The sequence below is a fragment of the Sinosporangium siamense genome (assembly GCF_016863435.1).
Classification (GTDB): domain Bacteria; phylum Actinomycetota; class Actinomycetes; order Streptosporangiales; family Streptosporangiaceae; genus Sinosporangium; species Sinosporangium siamense.
This window is the reverse complement of the sequence record NZ_BOOW01000023.1, coordinates 66,020-83,976: the sequence shown is the minus strand read 5'-3', so window position 1 is coordinate 83,976 and position 17,957 is coordinate 66,020. Positions and strand designations below refer to the sequence as shown.

20 protein-coding genes and 2 pseudogenes are annotated in these 17,957 nt (G+C 65.9%); 10 read left to right on the top strand and 12 right to left on the bottom strand.

Annotated elements, in window-relative coordinates:
- Positions 1-48 precede the first annotated feature (48 nt).
- From Ssi02_RS18455 to Ssi02_RS18445, 3 genes are all read left to right on the top strand, one after another.
- On the top strand, positions 49-573 hold the full coding sequence (locus tag Ssi02_RS18455; RefSeq protein ID WP_239129019.1) for a helix-turn-helix domain-containing protein: 525 nt from the start codon (positions 49-51) through the stop codon (positions 571-573).
- 2 nt (positions 574-575) lie between these two features.
- Positions 576-1,130, top strand: a complete 555-nt coding sequence (locus tag Ssi02_RS18450) for a PIN domain-containing protein (protein WP_204027042.1) — start codon at positions 576-578, stop codon at positions 1,128-1,130.
- A gap of 509 nt (positions 1,131-1,639) precedes the next feature.
- On the top strand, positions 1,640-2,356 hold the full coding sequence (locus Ssi02_RS18445; RefSeq protein WP_204027040.1) for a hypothetical protein: 717 nt from the start codon (positions 1,640-1,642) through the stop codon (positions 2,354-2,356).
- Positions 2,357-2,573: 217 nt separating this feature from the next.
- Here Ssi02_RS18445 and Ssi02_RS18440 read toward each other — a convergent pair whose 3' ends face one another.
- From Ssi02_RS18440 to Ssi02_RS18420, 5 genes are all read right to left on the bottom strand, one after another.
- Positions 2,574-4,463: a S8 family peptidase gene (locus Ssi02_RS18440; RefSeq protein WP_204027038.1), complete on the bottom strand. Its 1,890-nt coding sequence runs from the start codon at positions 4,461-4,463 to the stop codon at positions 2,574-2,576.
- A 638-nt stretch (positions 4,464-5,101) separates the two neighbouring features.
- Positions 5,102-6,331 (bottom strand): serine hydrolase domain-containing protein, encoded by a 1,230-nt coding sequence (locus Ssi02_RS18435; RefSeq protein ID WP_204027036.1) that lies wholly within the window; start codon positions 6,329-6,331, stop codon positions 5,102-5,104.
- A gap of 723 nt (positions 6,332-7,054) precedes the next feature.
- On the bottom strand, positions 7,055-7,465 hold the full coding sequence (locus tag Ssi02_RS18430) for an SHOCT-like domain-containing protein (RefSeq protein ID WP_204027035.1): 411 nt from the start codon (positions 7,463-7,465) through the stop codon (positions 7,055-7,057).
- An 11-nt stretch (positions 7,466-7,476) separates the two neighbouring features.
- Positions 7,477-7,725, bottom strand: a complete 249-nt coding sequence (locus Ssi02_RS18425; RefSeq protein WP_204027034.1) for a hypothetical protein — start codon at positions 7,723-7,725, stop codon at positions 7,477-7,479.
- Positions 7,722-8,081, bottom strand: a complete 360-nt coding sequence (locus Ssi02_RS18420) for a DUF2089 domain-containing protein (RefSeq protein WP_204027033.1) — start codon at positions 8,079-8,081, stop codon at positions 7,722-7,724. The genes Ssi02_RS18425 and Ssi02_RS18420 overlap by 4 nt, the downstream gene beginning before the upstream one ends.
- Positions 8,082-8,468: 387 nt before the next feature.
- Here Ssi02_RS18420 and Ssi02_RS18415 point away from each other — a divergent pair, with 387 nt between their 5' ends.
- The 6 genes and pseudogenes from Ssi02_RS18415 (at position 8,469) to Ssi02_RS18395 (ending at position 11,227) form a co-directional block, all read left to right on the top strand.
- On the top strand, positions 8,469-9,143 hold the full coding sequence (locus Ssi02_RS18415; RefSeq protein WP_204027032.1) for a DUF998 domain-containing protein: 675 nt from the start codon (positions 8,469-8,471) through the stop codon (positions 9,141-9,143).
- Between the two features lie 47 nt (positions 9,144-9,190).
- On the top strand, positions 9,191-9,562 hold the full coding sequence (locus Ssi02_RS18410; protein ID WP_204027031.1) for a YciI family protein: 372 nt from the start codon (positions 9,191-9,193) through the stop codon (positions 9,560-9,562).
- Positions 9,563-9,634: 72 nt separating this feature from the next.
- Positions 9,635-9,814: pseudogene (locus tag Ssi02_RS40105) on the top strand (RNA polymerase subunit sigma-24); the annotation flags it as partial.
- An 83-nt stretch (positions 9,815-9,897) separates the two neighbouring features.
- A complete protein-coding gene (locus tag Ssi02_RS40100) occupies positions 9,898-10,272 on the top strand; it encodes an RNA polymerase sigma factor (protein WP_275410709.1) in 375 nt (124 codons plus the stop codon).
- Between the two features lie 125 nt (positions 10,273-10,397).
- Positions 10,398-10,706 (top strand): type II toxin-antitoxin system prevent-host-death family antitoxin, encoded by a 309-nt coding sequence (locus Ssi02_RS18400; RefSeq protein ID WP_204027030.1) that lies wholly within the window; start codon positions 10,398-10,400, stop codon positions 10,704-10,706.
- 2 nt (positions 10,707-10,708) lie between these two features.
- On the top strand, positions 10,709-11,227 hold the full coding sequence (locus tag Ssi02_RS18395; RefSeq protein ID WP_204027029.1) for a type II toxin-antitoxin system RelE family toxin: 519 nt from the start codon (positions 10,709-10,711) through the stop codon (positions 11,225-11,227).
- 63 nt (positions 11,228-11,290) lie between these two features.
- Here the strand turns inward: Ssi02_RS18395 and Ssi02_RS18390 are convergent, their stop codons facing one another.
- The 6 genes and pseudogenes from Ssi02_RS18390 to Ssi02_RS18365 form a co-directional block, all read right to left on the bottom strand.
- The gene (locus Ssi02_RS18390; RefSeq protein WP_204027028.1) at positions 11,291-11,644 is read right to left on the bottom strand and encodes a hypothetical protein; all 354 of its coding nucleotides are present in this window, start codon (positions 11,642-11,644) and stop codon (positions 11,291-11,293) included.
- A 93-nt stretch (positions 11,645-11,737) separates the two neighbouring features.
- A pseudogene (locus tag Ssi02_RS39340) lies at positions 11,738-12,195 on the bottom strand (ATP-binding cassette domain-containing protein); the annotation flags it as partial.
- Positions 12,196-12,457: 262 nt separating this feature from the next.
- A complete protein-coding gene (katG, locus tag Ssi02_RS18380) occupies positions 12,458-14,689 on the bottom strand; it encodes a catalase/peroxidase HPI (protein ID WP_204027026.1) in 2,232 nt (743 codons plus the stop codon).
- A 49-nt stretch (positions 14,690-14,738) separates the two neighbouring features.
- Positions 14,739-15,176, bottom strand: a complete 438-nt coding sequence (locus Ssi02_RS18375) for a Fur family transcriptional regulator (protein ID WP_204027025.1) — start codon at positions 15,174-15,176, stop codon at positions 14,739-14,741.
- Positions 15,177-15,415: 239 nt separating this feature from the next.
- Positions 15,416-15,775, bottom strand: a complete 360-nt coding sequence (locus Ssi02_RS18370) for a DoxX family protein (protein WP_204027024.1) — start codon at positions 15,773-15,775, stop codon at positions 15,416-15,418.
- Positions 15,776-15,861: 86 nt separating this feature from the next.
- A complete protein-coding gene (locus Ssi02_RS18365; protein ID WP_204027022.1) occupies positions 15,862-16,728 on the bottom strand; it encodes an RNA polymerase sigma-70 factor in 867 nt (288 codons plus the stop codon).
- Between the two features lie 168 nt (positions 16,729-16,896).
- Between Ssi02_RS18365 and Ssi02_RS18360 the strand changes: the two genes are divergently transcribed.
- Complete coding sequence (locus tag Ssi02_RS18360; RefSeq protein ID WP_204027021.1) at positions 16,897-17,058, top strand: hypothetical protein; 162 nt, start codon at positions 16,897-16,899, stop codon at positions 17,056-17,058.
- A 398-nt stretch (positions 17,059-17,456) separates the two neighbouring features.
- On the opposite strand, the gene Ssi02_RS18355 is transcribed toward Ssi02_RS18360, so the two are convergent.
- The gene (locus Ssi02_RS18355) at positions 17,457-17,867 is read right to left on the bottom strand and encodes a hypothetical protein (RefSeq protein ID WP_204027020.1); all 411 of its coding nucleotides are present in this window, start codon (positions 17,865-17,867) and stop codon (positions 17,457-17,459) included.
- Positions 17,868-17,957: the final 90 nt, after the last annotated feature.

Genomic DNA, 17,957 nt, shown 5'->3' with positions numbered 1-17,957 from the left:
CTATAGCGATCTCTTGGACCTGGCTTCAGGGACTCATGTGGAGCCTCTGTGGGCAAGCCGGATCACGACTTGCGTTTATTTCGCTTGTTGCGGATACTGCGAAGAGGAGGTGTTGTGATGGCAGACGTGCAGGCCAAGCGAGTCCAGCCGGGGATGATCGATGCCGAGGTGGCCGGTCGCGCCGTGCGTCGGATCAAGGACTACCTCATGCGGTATCCCAATCAGGCCACCATCCAGGTCGCCGGCGAGCATGGCGGCGAAGATCCTTTGATCTTGCCCCGCGAAGCCGCGAGTCTCCTTGCTTTCATCCTCGCTCAGGCGGCTGAAGGCCGAGGAGTTACGGTTATACCGTCGCATGCCGAGCTGACGACTCAGCAGGCAGCGGATATGTTAAACGTCTCACGCCCCTATCTGATCAAGCTGCTGGAAGCTGGAGAGATCCCCTTCCGGTTGATCGGCAAGCATCGGCGAGTCACATACGAGGACCTTCAGGAGTACAAGCGTCGTGATGACGCGAAAAGGCGTACGGTTGCCGATGAACTTGCTGATCTGGGTCAGGAGCTGGGCATTTAGGTATGGGCTTTGTTGTGGTTTACGACGCAAACGTGCTTTATGGCAACACGCTTCGTGACCTGCTCATCCGTCTGGCCATGACAGGACGAATCCAGGCGAAGTGGACCAACGCTATCCTGGACGAGATGCAACGCAATGTTGTTGCCAACCGTCCTGACATTCCGGAGGAGAGGCTGGGCAAGCTGCGTTCCCTTATGAATTCAGCCGTCCGGGATTGCCTGGTCGAGGGACATGAGCCTCTGATTGAAGGCTTGAAACTTCCTGATCCGGGTGACCGGCACGTGCTCGCTGCGGCCATCAAGGTGAGAGCTCAAATCATCGTCTCATCCAACCTCAAGGACTTTCCCTCAGAACACCTCTCGCCATGGGACATCGAGGTGATGTCACCCGATGACTTCGTACTTGAGCAGATTGCCTTGGATGGACGTATTGTCTGGGCCTGCGTGCAGCAGATCGCGGACTCCCGGACCAACCCGCCAGAGACAGTGGATGACGTTCTTGATGCTTTGGAGAGAGCAGGCCTCGTGGAGTCGGTCGCTGCTCTACGAGCCGGCTGAATTGATCGATGCCATCAAGTCGCCGCCCGAGGGGCTGGTCATCGAGGCCAAGGGCCTTCCGTAGGCTGACGACTAGCTCGGGGAACCGCCAGTGACGATCGAAGCTGCCCGAATGGCAGTTAGCCCCATGAGCCATGAAGGCAGCTGTGCTAATCGGCCTGCAAGCAATCATCTCATCCGGCTGTCATGGGGTGAGTGGCACTCTCGTCAAACCTTCGGGCCCACACATCGCTTCTCACCGTCGTGTGCGGCGTGGCCACGATGCCGGTGGTGTGGTGAGCGCTCAGGGCGTGCGGGTCAGCGTCCGCATTTCGCTTCTCGAATTATGACGGTGTCCGACTTTTCCGCTTTCGTGTCTCCGGCGACCAGTGTGTCTCTCACTTGGGAGCCTGGCGTCAGCCTGCCGATGCGGCATACCTCGGGGGGATCCTCTTCCTGTCGGTAAAAGGGGTACATGGGGCATTGGTGGAATGAGATCATGCGGTGCCCCGAGACGAGGAGATGTACGGATGTCCAAGCTCACCGCGATGACCGCCATCAATCAGGCGTTGCAGAACACCCGTCTGCACACCGCCAAAATTTGGAATCCGTTCACCTCGATCGCGGAGGGGCCTACAGCCAATTTCAGCGCCCCTCCGGGCACCGATCACAAGGTGCCGCAGCTCATCGCGGACGCCAAGACGTTCGCGAACGCCACCCGCGGCGAGAAGATCAACTTCGCCGGCGCAGCCAAGAACCACGGTCTGCTCGACAAGGAGCTGGAGTGGAACGCTCTAACCAGCCCCATCTTCGAGCAACTCCGCGCACGTCTGAAGACCGGCTACCTCAAGCGTGGCGCCGAGTCGCTGGGGGAGTTCACCAGCAGTGTCTGCACGGGGTTCGCCTGTGCGGTCCTCGGTCATCTCGCTCTCCACAACGACCTTCTCGACCAGGGCTCGGTCGTGGAGCTGGTCAACTACGACGGTCTCCAGGGGGGCCATGCCTTCGTCGTGGTCAACCGGGCGGGGACGGCCAATGACGTCGATTCATGGGGCCCGCAGTGCTACACGATCGACCCCTGGTATGCCCGGCACCGGACCACCGCTCCCGGTTCGAACCCGGTCAAGGATATGACCCCGGGTAGTGCCTTCTCCGATCCGCAGTTCAACACGTTTCTGAAGGACGCCGACTCTCGCTCCGTCCAGGTCACCTTCACTCATGCGGATCTGATCCAGGCGTTCAGCTGATCGTCTCCGTCGATCTGGTGCGGCGGCGAATGAGTCAGACGCGTGCCATGGCCTGATGATTTGGGCGATCCGCCGTCGGTCTTTTCGTCGTTACCGATGATCTGCCGACCGTGAACCCGTTCGGACGGCTCCTACGCGTCGCCGTACCTCGGCTTCAACAGGGACGACATGACGAAGGTCGGCCACGTCATGACGTGGCCGACCTCCGTTGGCGTGGCTACTTGTTGACGTGCTTGTACAAGTAGACGGCCGACTTCTTGAGCTGGGCGGACGTGCCGTTGGCGGTCCGGTACCGCTCGGCGATGCCGATGGCCTTCTTCAGCGTGGTGCTGCCGTTGACCTTGCTGGAGCCGTTGTGGACGCCGTGGGCGTAGTTGAGCCAGGCGGCCAGCAGTTCACGGTCGAGCAGGGCCTTGGCGCTCTTGCTCTTGGTGCCGAGGACCTTGTAGGCCTTGCCGAGGGAGCCGGCGTCGGTCACCTCGGGGAAGACCTTGCTGCCGTTCTGTGCGAGCGTCAGATAGCAGACGAGGGTCTTGTCGCTCAGTTTGCCCTTACCGCGGAGCATCTCGGTCGCCCACTGCTTGGCGTTCAGCGGCTTGGTGCCGTTGCCCCGCTTGCACGTGTCTGGGACCGGGATCGGGTCGGTCACAATGCCGGGGTCGGTGGGCTCCTGGCTCTTCGTCGGGGTCGGGGTCGGCGAGGGGGCCGCTGTGGCGGTCGCGGTGGCCGTCGGGGTCGCGGTCGGGGTGGGGGACGCGGTCGGCATAGGCGGGAGAGCGGCGACGAGGTCGATCCGCGGGGTGGTCACGGGCTTCTCGGAGCTGCGGTACTCGATCTTCTTGCCGGTGGTCTGCAGCTTCTCGACCAGCTTCTCCGTGGGCGTGCTCGGGTACGCCTGCCGGAGCAGCGCCAGGGCGCCCGCGACGTGGGGGGCGGCCATGGAGGTGCCGCTAATGGGGCCGTAGGTGTTGCCGGTCAGGGCGGAGTTGATGGCCACGCCGGGCGCGAAGAGGTCGAGCAGGTGGCCGCGGTTGCCGAAGGCGGCCGGGGTGTCGTGGTCGTCGGTCGCGCCGACTGTGACCGCGGCTTCAATGCAGCCGGGGTTGACAACGCCGTCCTCGTGGCTGTTGTTGCCCGACGAGATGACCGTGCTCACGCCGAACTGCGTGAGCCAGACGATCTCCGGCTCAAGAGCCGCCCCGGTGCAGTGGACGGTGTACTTCGGGCCGCCGCCAAGGCTCATGTTGGCCGCGATGACGTTCAGACCCGCGTGGACCTCGTCGACATATTGCAGCGCGCGCTTCTGGTCGGAGATGAAGCTGAGGAAGCAGGGGGAGGCGACACCCTGCTGCGCGCAGACGGGGCCGTTGAACCGGCTGAACACCTGGATCGGCAGGATGCCCGCTTCCGGCGCGACGCCGTTGGCTGGAGCGTTCCCGGTCTTCTTCCCGGCGGCGATGCCCGCCACGTGGGTGCCGTGGTAGCACTTGCTCTCGCCGCCCACCATGCACTGCGCGGTTTCGGCGTCGGCCGCGCCGGGGCCGGTCTGGGCCTGCTCGCCGTTCGGGCACAGCGAGACGGCCTGCCATTCCGGGTCGTTGGTGGAGAAGCAGGCCTCACCCTTGATTCGTCCGGCGAAGAAGGGGTGGTCCCGGTCGATCCCCGTGTCGATGATCGCGATCGTGGAGCCCTTGCCGGTCCAGCCGGCCTTGTTGGCCCTGTCCGAACCGATCAGCTTGGTGCTGGCGTCGAGCGTCGGCTTGCTCAGTTCGTCCTTGTAGATGGCCTTCACACGGTCATCGGTCTTGAGTTCGGCGAGGGTCGCCTTGTCGACGGTGGCGACGATGAACCCGTCGGAGCCGGCCTGGCTGATGACGCTGGTCGCGCGTGAGGCGGATTCAGCGGACTTGGCCACGCCTGCAAGGCTCTGGCCGCGCTCGATCTCGATGATCGCGCGTACCTTCTCGCCCTTCTGCACTTCGGCTACGAGGTTCTTGGCCACAGTGGGGTCATCGGTGGTCGCTTGAGCTGGTGACCCGACGGCGAGTGCGGCCGTCCCGGCGATGGCGAGCACGCAGATGCTCGCCAGTAGAGACCGTAGTCTCACTGGTCCTCCGAGGGGAGCAAACCGTCCTGAGCTGGACGGTCTGAGGAAAGGGGAACTTTCGGGGGCGGAAGGGGGCTGAACTGCGGAAAAGCTCAGCTACTCGCCGTCGCCATCGCCGAAGTCCTGAAAAATCCTCATGTGCGGTAAATGTGAAGATCAAGACTAACGAATGATCCCCAAGGACAACGCATCTGAAGTCGTACCGTTACCCGACTTTTCGGATATGCCACGCCCTGACCTGGTTGGCAGGGGGCAAGGGGCTAAGGGGCCAAGACGGCGTGACCTCAGCTGCCCGTTACCGCCGGGTCACCGTACCCAGACCCCATGAAGGCGGTACGGCAAAGCCCGCGTGACGTGGCCCCGCGCCGGGTCACCGTACCCAGACCGGTCGGGAGTCACCGCGCACCGATGTGTCGGTGGACAGGGGATGGATCCCCGTGGCAATCACCGAAATCCAACCCGCCCGATTTCACAGGTGCGAGGCCAGGGCCGCCCGAGGGGACCTCACCCTCAGGCGGTGGGTAGCCAGAGCCAAGCCCCGCCCCGCGCCGGGGCTACCGGGCGTGAGGCCGGGGCCGCGCCTGAGGGGACCTCACCTCAGGCGGCGGTACATAGGGCTGAGCCCAACCCCATCGGGGTCAGTCGTCGATCGCCTGGTAGAGGGTGGTCCAGAAGTCGTGGATCACCCGTGCCGAATCCGGGGTGGTCATCCCAACCTGGGTGAGCACCATTCCGACGAGCTGGTTCTCCGGGTCGGCGTAGGTCGAGGTGCCGGCTCCGCCGTCCCAGCCGAACTGGCCGATGGGCGCGTAGTCGCCGCGGTAGGCGCGCACCGCCATCCCGAAGCCCCAGCCGCCGTGCTGCCCTTGGCCGTACGACACGTGGACGAATCTGCCGGCCAGGGTGATGCGGGCGGCTGTCTCCTCGGGCGTCATGCGGTTGGTGGTCATCAGCTCCACGGCGGGCCGGGAGAGGATCCGTTCGCCCCGGTGCATCCCGTGATTCAGCAGCATCCGGAAGTAGGCGTGGTAGTCGTCGACGGTGGAGTTCAGTCCACCGCCGCCGCCCTGGAACGCCGGGGGCCTGCTGTGGCGTCCCGTCCTGGGGTCGTCCCCCAGGATGAACTCGCCGGTCTGCGGGTCGGGGGCGTAGAGGGGCGGCAGCCGGTCGATCTGGCCTTCGGGCACGTGGAAACCGGTGTCCTTCATGCCCAGCGGGTCGAAGATGCGTTCGCGCAGGAACGCCTCGAACGACTGGCCCGTGACCCTGGCGACGAGCACGCCGAGTAGGTCGCTGCTGATGTGGTACTGCCAATGCTCTCCGGGGTGGTGCATCAGCGGAAGCGTGCCGAGACGGCGCATCCACTCGTCCGGCTCGGGCATCGGTTCGGGAAGATTGGGCGTGAGCCCCTGCTCGAAAACCGCGTTCATGATTGGAGTGCCGAGCGCCGTCATATCCATGCCTAGCCCGAACTTGGAGGTCAGCAGGTCCCGTACGATGATCGGCCGTCGCGCCGGCTCGGTGTCGTCCAGTGGGCCGTCGACCCGCTTCAGCACCCGCCGGTCGGCCAGTTCGGGCAGCCACGGCTCCACCGGATCGTCCAGCCGCAGTCGGCACTCGTCCAGCAGGACCATCGCGGCCGCGATCGAGACCGGCTTGGACGTGGAGGCCATCCGGAAGATCGTGTCCCGGCGCATCGGCGCGCCCCCGTCGTGTCGCATCGTCCCGATCGCTTCGACGTGTGTCTGACCGCCCCGGCCGATCAGAGCGACAAGCCCGGGAATCTTCCCGGACTCGACATGCCGTGTCAGCACCTCACGCACTCTGCGCAGCCCTCTTGCGGAGAAGCCGCTGTCGCCGGTTCCCATTATGAATCTCCTTACCTACGGTGTTTGATCTTGTGAGGCTCTGCTCGCGGGCTTCCATGAGCGGGAGGGGGTCGGTTCGCAGCCCCGATCGAGGCCGCAAGTGCCGGGCCGTTCGTGGCATGCGCCATCGCCAAACGCTCTTACGTCGGGCTGTTGCCGCCGGCAATGATGGTGGCGACCGCGGTCATCAGGGTCGGGCGCAGGCGTTGCCCGCCGCCCTCGGTGACGCCCCTGCAACGCGGCGGGAAGCAGCCGGCGGGGCATGTGCAGACCGCCGGTCGGCCCTGGGCACGATGAGTAGTAGGTCGACATCCTTGCCGACGGTCGCCACGCTGGGGTTCGGGGAGGCGCCGCGACCACCCCTCAAGCGGAGTCGAGGGGGTCGACTGGCCATGCCGGGACCGCTCCGGGTGGCTGAGGCTTCGGCTGGCCATGCCGGGGCAGGTCCGGGTGGCTGCGGGGATGGCAGCGATGACGGTCTGCCGGGCCTCTGCCGGATCCTGCTTCTTGAGCAGGGGGATGGCTGCCGTCAGGGCGGCGGCACGTGGCCGGCGAAGCCCGGCGATCGAATCTCCGGCGGGCTCACGCGGCCACTCGTCCGAGTGGCCCATGGGCTACCGGCTAGGCTTCAGGTTGGCAGTTCAACCGTGCTCTGCTGTAGCGGGCGCGGCCTCGGGAGGGTGTTGCAGCACCCTCTCGGGGGCCCGTCCGACCGGACGGCGCCTACTCGCAGAAGACACGTATCTTCGCATCGGGCTGATCGACCTCCACGGTCACCTCGTCGAGGTGCTCCACCAGCGCCTCAAGATGCTCGGGCTTCAGCTGCGTCAGGTCGAACGGCACGCCCGACTTGCTCAGCTCGGCGTTCGCCTGGCCCAGCGCCTGCGGCGGGATCAGCGCCGCCAGCTGCACACCTGCCCGCAGCAGCTGCAGCGGCACCCGCACGTCGATCCGCCCCGGCTCGCCCTCCTCAACGGTGTGCACCATGATCCGCAGATACTTCGGCCGGGTGCCGGGACCCGCCGCAGCCGGCGTCCGCTCCTGCTCCAGCGCGGCGAGGAGCCGCTCGGCCTCCTCCGCGGTGATCTTGCCCTCGGCCAGCATGCCGAGGACGTCCTTGCGCTGTTCGTTCATTCCACCCTCTCCTATCGGATTGCCACGAGCACGCCCGTGCGGCCGTACTCCATGTCGAACCGGGTGCCGGGCAACGCGGACACCACGCCCCCCGCGGCGCCCAGCGCCCGCACCACACTGATGCGGTAGACCATGCAGGCCACAACCCCCGCCAGAGCGGCCAGGACCAGCAGCGGTAAGAGCACGAGCACCGGGACCCAGACGCGGATGGTACGGCGGCCCGCGCGTTTGACCCGGACGGTCACCAGCCAGGGCATCATGTGCGGCCCTCCAGTTCGGCCAGTGCCTGCTGCGCGGTGATCTCGCCGCGGCGCAGCCGGTCGACGACGTCGGCGCTTGAGGGCGCCGGGTCGGTCTCGACGAAGTCGAGTGCCTGCGCGATCCGCTTCAGCCGGGCTTTGATCGTCGGGTAGCTCACCCCGAAGACGCGCTCCATCTCCTTGATGGAGCCGTGGCTCCGCACGAACGCCGTCACGAAGATCTGGTCCTCGACGCTGAGCTGAGCCAGTTGCGGGAGCTCGAACTCGCCCTCGATCGCGACGCCGCCTTCCAGCCGCACTCGCTCGACGAGGAACGGCCGGCCCTGGGTGAGGTTCGTGAGTTCCTGCCAGTCCATCGCCTGCTCTGCCATGTCTAAAGTTATACCCGATACATCCTTAATTTTCAAGAAGTTGATCTTAATTTTCTTGAACCTTCCGGTGTGCACCGCGCCCTCGTCCGCGTCATCGCCCTACTGCCCGGTCGTCTGATCGGTGGCGCAGGGAAGCCCTTCCGGCTCGGTGCACGACTTGCCGCACCGCCGCCGCGCCCGTCCTGCGAACCGCGCTGTCTCCGCATGGCGGTAGGACATGAAACCCGCCGCCATCGGTGCTGAACTGCGGAAACACCGGTCCTAAAGAATCTTGAAAAAGTTCCGGCCGATCTGTCGAAACAGCGTGATCCCATTCGAAGCGTAGTCAAAGGGCCGAGACGACCCCAGCCCCGGACTCACGAGGAGAAGGCCATGACCCCGCAGACGACGAAGACGACCTGTGACCCACGGATAAGCGTGACCAGGTCACTGCTCGGTTACGGAGTCATCGCCGGACCGCTGTACATCGCGGTGTCCCTCGCCCAAGCGCTGACCCGGGAGGGTTTCGACCTCTCCCGCCACGCCTGGAGCCTGCTCGCCAACGGCGACCTCGGCTGGATCCAGATCGCCAACTTCCTGGCCGCCGCGCTGACGACCCTCGCCTGCGCGGCGGGCCTGCGCCGGGCCCTCACCCCGGGACGCGGCACGACATGGGCACCCCGGCTCGTCGGTGTGTACGGCGTGAGCCTGGTCGGCGCGGGTGTCTTCCGAGCCGACCCGGCGATGGGCTTTCCTGCGGGTACACCTGAGGGCCCAGGAGCGGTCAGTTGGCATGGGATGCTCCACTTCGGCGTCGTAGGGTTTCTCTGCCTGATCGCGGCCTGCTTCGTCGTCGCCCACAGGTTCGCGGCGGCGGGCCGTACGGGATGGGCTGTCTACTCCCGGCTCGCCGGAGGGCTGTTCCTGGCGGGCTTCGTCGCCGTCGCGATCGGTGCCGGCGCGGCCTGGGGCACTCTCCTCTTCGTCGCCGGAGTCGTGATCGCCTGGACCTGGCTCTCCGCCCTGTCGCTCCACCTCTTTCAGCACGTCGCCCCCGAGACCCGCTAGACCTGCCCGACCACGCCATTCCACGACCGCAACCCAGGAGAAGCACCATGCGTTACGTCGTCCTTCTTAAGGTCGCCAACCAGCCCGCCACCCCGCCGCCGACCGAGTTGATGGAGGCCATCGCCGCATTGGGGGAGGAGGCCACCAAGGCCGGTGCCATGCTCGACAACGCCGGGTTGGCCGCGAGTGCCGAGGGTGCGCGGGTCGCGCTCACGGGAGGGAAGCTGAGCGTCACGGACGGCCCGTTCGCCGAGGCCAAGGAGCTGATCAGCTACGCCCTCTATCAGGTCAGGTCGAAGGAGGAGGCGGTCGAGTGGACCTCCCGCTTCCTGAAGATCCACCGAGACCACTGGGAGGGCTGGGAGGGCGAGGCCGACATTCTCCGTGTCTTCGGTCCTGAGGATTTCGCTTCGGCGTGACCAGTCCATGATCCGCGGCTCCGCCGTACCAACCCCCCGGGCGGGCCGCGGAAAGTGCTTGGATCGGTGAACATGACGGTTGGCGATCCTCATCGTGTGGTCGAGGCGGTGTGGCGGATCGAGTCCGCCCGGGTGATCTCCGGACTTGCCCGGATGGTGCACGATGTCGGCCTCGCAGAGGAACTCGCGCAGGATGCGCTGGTCATCGCGCTGGAGCAATGGCCCAAATCGGGTGTGCCCGACAACCCCGGCGCATGGCTCATGCTCACCGCCAAGCATCGAGCGGTCGACCTGCTGCGTCGCAGGACCCGATACGAGCCCTCGGCCCATACGGCTTGCAAGCCGCCATCGCCGCCTGCCACGCCCGCGCGTTGTCCGCCGAGAACACGGACTGGGCCCGGATGGCCGCACTTTACCGGGTGCTCGCCCACGTCGCCCCTTCTCCCGTCGTGGAGTTGAACCGCGCGGTCGCGGTGGGCATGGCGTACGGCCCCGCGAAGGGCCTGGAGATCGTGGACAAGCTTGTCACCGAGCCCGCACTCACGACATATCCGCAGCTGCCTGCCGTACGAGGCGATCTACTCGCGAAACTGGGCCGTCTCACCGAAGCCCGCGAGGCATTCGAACACGCCGCCACCCTCACCCGCAACGACCAAGAACGAGCCCTCTTCCTCACCCGCGCAACCACCCTCCACGAAACGAAAAGCTGATCGCCTCCAGGAAGGGGTACGGCAAAGCCCGCATCAGCGCGGTGCCCGCCCCGGGTCGAGATGATCAAACGATCCAGGCAACTTTGCCGGGCTGTTTTTTGCACAGTTTCCTATACAGTTGACATATGACTGTCCTGCATGACGCCACCGAGCTGAGCGTTACCGAGGCGGCCCAGCGCGGTGTGGCCCGTCTGGTGGCCGACGCGGAGCAAGGGGCCGACCTGGTGGTGACTCGGCGCCATCAACCCGTGGCTGCGGTGGTGAGCATCCGGCGGCTCAACGAGTTGGAGGAGGCCGCCGCCGATCTGCGAGATCTGGCGCTGGTGCTCGCGCGGGCCGTCACCGACACGGGGGAGCGGTTCGCACTCGATGACGTGCTCTCTGCTTTTGGGCATACCCGTGAGTCGCTGGCCGCGATTCCGGATGACGAATAGTCGTGTCCGAAGTCGTCTTCACGGCGCCGGCGATTGACGATCTGCGACGAATCGGCCCTGACGCGGCCCCCAAGGTGCTCAAAAAGGTCATGCTCCTGCTGGACAACCCCGAGGCCGGCTATCCACTCGGTGGAGAGCTGACGGGCTTTCGAAAGCTTGTGGTCGGCCGCAACACCTGGCGGGTCGTCTATCGCATCACCAAGGACAAATCCATCGAGATCTGCGAAGTATGGGCCGTTGGTGAGCGGGCAGATGCGGAAATGTATGCAGAGGCCACGTCCCGAGTTCGTGCCGCGAGCACCGATCGGCCGGAGGTTGTCCGGCTCGGCCAGGTCATCGAGCGTCTGGGCGCCCTGGCCGATCACATTCTGATCGACGAACCGCCTCCCAGAGAGCCGGTGCCGGACTGGCTCGCAGACCGGTTGATCTACACGGCCGGCATGTCCCGTGAGGACGTAGCGGCTCTTGATCTCCAGGAGGCGGTCGATCTGTGGGCTGAGTTTCGGTCGAAGCCACATTAGGTTCGACCACAGATAGTGGGGAAACTACCACTGGTAACACTTGGTCCATGCATCAGTAGTCGACTATTCGGTGTCCTTAGGGTGTCGAGGCGCGGCATAGATCAACCAGACGGTACGGATGGTGTCATCGATGACATAGCGCACACGCCCGCCACTCGTGACCTCGAATTCCCACTGCTCCAAATCCTTGCCATTGTGACGATGAATCGCGAGGTCGCCGCGTAGGCGATGCTGACGGTCGTGACTGGAGCGCGAACGGGGATCGACCCGCAGCACCTCGAAGCACCGGCGCGTATTGGCCAGGGCATGACGGCACAGCTCTTCCCAGCCTCTGACCGCATCGCTGGTAGCGAACCGAATGTCCCTTTCGTCATCCGGTGGCGGCACCGTAACTCGGTCTCCACGCTTCGGGCTCATGCGGAAACGTGTACCGGCCCGAAGTCACCGCTCGTGGGCTTGCGAGCCTCGGCGTAGTGCGAAGGGTCGGCCTTGATTCTGCGCCGCAGGGCTACCGGAGAGGGTGCCGAGCCGCCGGGCCCGATCGAGGCCGTGCAGGGCGAGGTCGACTCGGGTGTCGGCCTCATATCCGCCTCGGGCTTCGTATTGCGCGATCAGCTTGGCATGCGCATCCAGGTCGGTCAGGTCGCTCTCGGCCGCCCTATCCGTCTCTCCAGGTCGCGGATGTCGGCCGGCGCCTTGTCGACGGCGTCCGCCACGGTGGCGGTGCCGGGCAGTTCGAGAGTCTGGGCCAGATAATCGAGGCCGCCGGGCACGACCACGTTCACCTCGCCGTTGTCCGGTGTCACGACCCCGGCCAGGAGCTTGAGCAACGTGGATTTTCCGGAGCCGTTGTCACCCACCACGCCGATCTTCTCGTCCGGCTTGACGGTGAAGGAGACCCGGTTAAGTACGACACGGTCGTCATAGCGCTTGAATACGTCGTTTAGGGCTATTTGTGCGGTGTGCAAGAGCACGTCCCTAGTCTCGTCGGGATGATCCGTACGGCACGCACACGGCAGCGCGAAAAGGGCGCGAAAAGGGGAGGTGTGCGTGGTCGACGCGGCGGAGCGACGGCTCTACGCGGCGTCCCGCACGAGAATCACAGGGGAACCATGTCGGCGAACACATCCGGCGGCTGCCGAGGGATCAACCCTATTTGTACGGATGACCCCGGCAGCAGGGGGAAACGTCCAGGCCGACCCAAGCGGGGCCGGCCTGGACGTCGCGTGATCAGACCAGGTCGAACCGGTCGAGCATCATCACCTTGTCCCATGCCGCGACGAAGTCGTTCACGAACTTCTCCTTCGCGTCATCGCTCGCGTAGACCTCCGCGAGGGCGCGCAGCTCGGAGTTCGCCCCGAAGACCAGGTCGACGCGGCTGCCGGTCCACTTGACCTCGCCCGTGGCGGTGTCGCGGCCCTCGAAGGTGCTTGCGTCGTCGGACGTCGGCTTCCACGCCGTGCCCATGTCGAGCAGGTTGACGAAGAAGTCGTTGGTCAGCCGCCCAGGGGTCTCCGTGAGCACGCCGAGCGACGACCCCTGGTGGTTCGCGCCGAGGACGCGGAGGCCGCCGACGAGGACCGTCATCTCGGGCGCGCTCAGGTTGAGCAGGTTCGCCCGGTCGATCAGCAGGAATTCCGCCGGGAGCCGGTTGCCCTTCCCGATGTAGTTGCGGAACCCGTCGGCGACGGGCTCAAGCGCCTCGAACGACTCCACGTCGGTCTGCTCAAGCGAGGCGTCCACACGGCCCGCCGCGAAGGGAACCGTGACGTCGAAGCCGGCCTCCTTGGCGGCCTGCTCGACCCCCGCAGCGCCGGCGATCACGATCAGGTCGGCGAGCGAGACCTGCTTGCCACCGGTCTGGGCGGAGTTGAAGGCCTCCTGGATCCCCGTGAGGGTACGGAGCACGACCGCGAGCGCGTCCGGGTCGTTGACCTCCCATCCGCTCTGCGGCTGGAGACGGACACGCGCGCCGTTGGCGCCGCCGCGCTTGTCGCTGCCGCGGAAGGACGCGGCGGACGCCCACGCGGTGGAGACGAGCTGGGACACCGACAGGCCCGAGGCGAGGACCTGGCTCTTCAGGGAGGCGACGTCCCCGGCGTCGACGAGCTCGTGCGTCACCGCGGGCAGCGGGTCCTGCCACAGCAGCGTCTCGGCGGGGACCTCCGCGCCGAGGTAGCGCGTGATCGGGCCCATGTCACGGTGAGTCAGCTTGAACCACGCGCGAGCGAAGGCGTCCGCGAACTCGTCGGGGTTCTCAAGGAAGCGCCGCGAGATCTGCTCGTAGATCGGGTCGATGCGCAGCGCCAGGTCGGACGTGAGCATCGTCGGGGCGTGGCGCTTCGCCGGGTCGAAGGCGTCGGGGACGGTGTCCGCCCCGGCGCCCTCCTTCGGCCGCCACTGGTTGGCGCCCGCGGGGCTCTTGAACAGCTCCCACTCGTAGCCGAAGAGGATCTCGAAGAAGCTGTTGTCCCACGTCACCGGGGTGTCGGTCCAGATGCCCTCAAGGCCGCTGGTGATCGTGTCGCCACCCTTGCCCGTGCCGTACGAGCTCTTCCAGCCGAGGCCCTGGTCCTCGATCGACGCGGCCTCGGGGACGACGCCGACGTGGTCGGCGGCGGCCGCACCGTGGGTCTTGCCGAAGGTGTGGCCACCCGCGATCAGGGCGACGGTCTCCTCGTCGTTCATCGCCATCCGGCGGAACGTCTCACGGATGTCGCGGGCCGAGGCCAGCGGGTCCGGGTTGCCGTTCGGACCTTCCGGGTTGACGTAGATGAGGCCCATCTGGACCGCGGCGAGGGGGTTCTCCAGTTCGCGGTCGCCCGTGTAGCGCTCGTCGCCGAGCCAGGTGGACTCAGGGCCCCAGTAGACGTCCTCGTCGGGCTCCCAGACGTCCGCACGGCCGCCGGCGAAGCCGAAGGTCTTGAAGCCCATCGACTCCAGAGCGACGTTGCCTGCCAGGATCATGAGGTCGGCCCAGGAGAGTCTCTTGCCGTACTTCTTCTTGACCGGCCACAGGAGGCGGCGGGCCTTGTCGAGGTTCGCGTTGTCCGGCCAGCTGTTGAGCGGGGCGAAACGCTGCTGCCCGGCCCCTGCGCCGCCGCGGCCGTCGCTGATCCGGTAGGTGCCCGCGCTGTGCCACGCCATCCGGATCATGAACGGGCCGTAGTGGCCGAAGTCGGCCGGCCACCAGTCCTGCGAGGTCGTCAGCACCTCCGCGAGGTCCTTCTTCACCTCGGCGAGGTCGAGGCTCTTGAACGCCTCGGCGTAGTCGAACTCCTCACCAAAAGGGTTCGCCACGGCAGGGTTCTTGGCGAGGATCTTCAGGTTCAGCCGCTCCGGCCACCACTGGCGGTTTCCACCACCCTGAGTGGGGTGAGGGGCGCGCCCGTGAGCGACCGGGCAGCCACCTCCACCCTCCGTCTTCGCGTCTACGACGATTGCCTCTTGGTTCTCAGTCATGGGGATCCTTTCGGACTAAGCGGCCCACGGTGCTCACGACTTGCGGTGCTCACGACGTGCGGGCGGTGGTACAAGTGGGGCACAGGCCCCAATAAATGACCTCGGCCTCGTCGACAGCGAAGCCGTGGTCGTCCGAGGCGGTCAGGCAGGGAGCCTCCCCGACGGCACAGTCGACGTCGACGACGGCGCCGCACGACCGGCACACGAGATGGTGATGGTTGTCCCCGACGCGTCCCTCGTAGAGGGCCGGGCTGCCGGGCGGTTCGATGCGCCGCACGAGTCTCGCTGCGGTGAGCGCGTTGAGGGCCTCATAGACGGCTTGAAGGGATATATGGCCTACGCGATCACGCACCCCTGAGGCGATCGCCTCGACGGTGAGGTGGTCACCGTTCCGGACGGTCTCGAGCAGTGCGACGCGGGCGGCTGTCACCCGGAGGCCTGCGCCGCGTAGCTCCTCGACGGTGGTCGGGGTCTGGGATGCGGTCATGGCGCCAAAGCTACCCCCATACACCTGAATCGTACAAAATAATGAATCATCCAAGTATGGAGTGAGTTTTGGTGCGTGTTGTCCACACGGTGCCCTTGGGGTGAGGCCGCCGTCGTGCGGCTTCAGAGGCGGCGAACCACATCGCCGCGGTGGTGCCGCCGCCGTGGAACAGGATCAGCGGCGGACTCAAGGGTGCGCGGAAGCGGACCTCCTCGGGAAGTCCGCTTCGGCGTGCGGAATCACCAGGCGAGGCCGTGATGCAGGAGGTTCACCACCAGGGCCGCGACGGCCAGCGAGAAGAACACAGCCCAGGAGCCGAAATCGTAGTCGCGGGCCCGCAGGTGGGCGCCGAAGGCGACGATGAAATAGAGCACAAGCCCGGCCGCCGCGAGCGTGCCCAGCACCGGCACAACCAATCCGGCCAGCAATCCCAGAGCGCCCGCCCCCAGCAACAAGCCGAGAGGAAGCGTCCAGGAGCGCGGGATGCGCATCTTTTCCGCCTGAGCGATGGGATGTTTGTGCCCGGTGAGGTTGGCGATGGAGGCCATTCCGTTGACGGCCGAGGCGAGAACGGTGACCACGAGGTAGGCCGCGAACACGAGTATCTCCTTCGTCCCTGAGAACCGATTCGCCTCACGGACGAGAAAGCGGCCTCACACGTGACAGGCATCCCATGTGATGCAGGTCACAGTGCAACACCGGCCAGCTTCTCCGGATTGCTGACCACATGCACCTCCTCAATAGCCCCATCCAGCAGATGTACGGTGGCCGCCAGCACCGGCGTGTGCCCCGAGTAGACGACCATCCCCGGGCCGCCGTTGACCTGGCACACCTCGGCGCGTGAACCGTCGGGCCAGCGCCTGGACAGAACGACGATCGCACGGGCGACGCGATCGCGACCACGGATCAGCTTGCGCGGCGCAGCGGTGAAACCGCCGCCGTCGCTCACCATCGTGACGTCCGGCGCGAGCACCTCCATCAGCGCCTTCAGATCGCCGCCGGCGGAGGCGGCCAGGAACCGCTCGGCGGCCTGCCGCCTGGTCGCCTGATCGGTGTCGTAGCGCCGGCGCCGCGCCTCCACCGCCTTTCTGGCACGATGCGCGATCTGACGCACCGCTGTGTCGTTGCGTCCGACGACCCGCGCGATCTCCGCGTGGCTGTAGCCGAAGGCCTCGTTCAGCACGAAAACCGCACGCTCCATCGGGGAGAGCGTCTCAAGCACAAGCAACATCGCGGTCGACACCGAATCGGCCGTCACCGCGTCCTCGGCGACATCCGGGCTGGTGAGCAACGGCTCAGGCAACCACGGCCCGACATAGGACTCCCGCCGCACACGAGCACTGCGCAGCCGGTCGATCGCCAAACGGGTCACCACCCGCACCAGATAACCCTCGGCGTCCACAACGGTGTCCACATCCACGCGGCTCCAGCGCAGCCAGGTGTCCTGCACCACGTCCTCAGCCTCGGCGACACTCCCGAGCACCCGGTAGGCCACCGCGTGAAGCAGGCCGCGATGCTCGGCGAACCTCCGCTCAGCCGCAGAAGGGGACACCGCTCCCTCGCCACCGCCCACCACGGTCTCTCCCCTCCCGGAAACGCCAACGGTAGTGTTTGCGCGGCAGCCCCGGTAATCAACTCAGCGCCTCGGTATGACCCATAGTGCTTGGAGTGCCGATGCCCGTGGCGAAGCACGTCGCTCTCTCGGCGGCGCCGGCGTCTTGTGTCCGGTCGACATGACGCCCGCCGGGAACGGGCCGCCTTCACCGAGGTCTCGATCCTGTGGGCGGAGCACTGGAGCGCGACCTTCCCCGATGATCTGCGCGCAGTCGAGATCCACGGCGAGCCGGTGGTGTGGCTCGACTCCCTCCTCGCGGGCCCCTGACCGCTTATGTGGGGAGCCGCCGAGGGGTGCTCGACCCGGACAGCTCAGCATCGTCAGGAGGTGCGCCCGTGACCTGTCGGCACTTCTTCCGCGTCTCCACAGCGGGACGGGCAGGGATTATGTGAGGCGCCTGTGCCGGATCGCCGACTTGATTCGTTGAGGATATCGCCGCGGGACAACGGGTGTGGTGCGCGTCCGTGTAATCGCGGAGCGCGAGAGGGCAACGGCGATTTGTGGTGGCGGGGGAGTTTCTGGCGCTCTGCCCTTAGTCGAAGGTGATCATTAACAGTTCGGCGAGTCTTTGGCGGTAAACGCTGTGGGGTCTTCCCGGCACCCATGGGATCGGGCAGTGGCGCGCGGCGCACTGCCCGGATCGCTAATGGTGGGAAAGGATGTCGTTAGCGATAGTAACGGTAGTGGTACTTCGCGCTGGCGGTGATGTAGCGGTTGAAGTTGGCTTCGCCGTTCCTGTACTTCTGCCAGGCGCGGACGAGCTTAGAGCTGATGACGTAGCAGTTGCTGGTGCGGGAGTAGCCGCGCTTGATGGGGCCGATGTAGATCCGGCCGGTCCCCACGATCTTGCCGTTGACTCTGAGGGTGCACTTCCCACCCACCCAGTCGATGTTGTAACGGCTTCTGTTTCTGACCGTTACTTTCACCGTGCAGGTGGACTGGCACTTTCCGAAACGGAGGGTGAGTTTGACGGGAGCAGCGGCGGCCGTGCTTGTGGCGGTGGCCGCTGCCGGAGTGGCGATGAGGAGTGTGGTGCCGAAAACAAGTGCGCATGCTAAAGCGAATAGACGCCGCATTGGATCCCCCCGGGGTTAATACAGACTTCAGTGGTGAATGGTGGCACAGCCACCGACGAGCACAGTATGGCCTATTAGGCAGAGTTTGCA

What these genes read in the sequence shown, in the direction of transcription:
- Ssi02_RS18450 (WP_204027042.1), top strand. Translation starts at nt 576, where the DNA reads ATGGGCTTTGTTGTGGTTTACGACGCAAACGTGCTTTATGGCAACACG.
- Ssi02_RS18445 (WP_204027040.1), top strand. Translation starts at nt 1,640, where the DNA reads ATGTCCAAGCTCACCGCGATGACCGCCATCAATCAGGCGTTGCAGAAC.
- Ssi02_RS18435 (WP_204027036.1), bottom strand. Translation starts at nt 6,331, where the DNA reads ATGGGAACCGGCGACAGCGGCTTCTCCGCAAGAGGGCTGCGCAGAGTG.
- Ssi02_RS18430 (WP_204027035.1), bottom strand. Translation starts at nt 7,465, where the DNA reads ATGAACGAACAGCGCAAGGACGTCCTCGGCATGCTGGCCGAGGGCAAG.
- Ssi02_RS18425 (WP_204027034.1), bottom strand. Translation starts at nt 7,725, where the DNA reads ATGATGCCCTGGCTGGTGACCGTCCGGGTCAAACGCGCGGGCCGCCGT.
- Ssi02_RS18420 (WP_204027033.1), bottom strand. Translation starts at nt 8,081, where the DNA reads ATGGACTGGCAGGAACTCACGAACCTCACCCAGGGCCGGCCGTTCCTC.
- Ssi02_RS18415 (WP_204027032.1), top strand. Translation starts at nt 8,469, where the DNA reads ATGACCCCGCAGACGACGAAGACGACCTGTGACCCACGGATAAGCGTG.
- Ssi02_RS18410 (WP_204027031.1), top strand. Translation starts at nt 9,191, where the DNA reads ATGCGTTACGTCGTCCTTCTTAAGGTCGCCAACCAGCCCGCCACCCCG.
- Ssi02_RS18400 (WP_204027030.1), top strand. Translation starts at nt 10,398, where the DNA reads ATGACTGTCCTGCATGACGCCACCGAGCTGAGCGTTACCGAGGCGGCC.
- Ssi02_RS18390 (WP_204027028.1), bottom strand. Translation starts at nt 11,644, where the DNA reads ATGAGCCCGAAGCGTGGAGACCGAGTTACGGTGCCGCCACCGGATGAC.
- katG (WP_204027026.1), bottom strand. Translation starts at nt 14,689, where the DNA reads ATGACTGAGAACCAAGAGGCAATCGTCGTAGACGCGAAGACGGAGGGT.
- Ssi02_RS18375 (WP_204027025.1), bottom strand. Translation starts at nt 15,176, where the DNA reads ATGACCGCATCCCAGACCCCGACCACCGTCGAGGAGCTACGCGGCGCA.
- Ssi02_RS18355 (WP_204027020.1), bottom strand. Translation starts at nt 17,867, where the DNA reads ATGCGGCGTCTATTCGCTTTAGCATGCGCACTTGTTTTCGGCACCACA.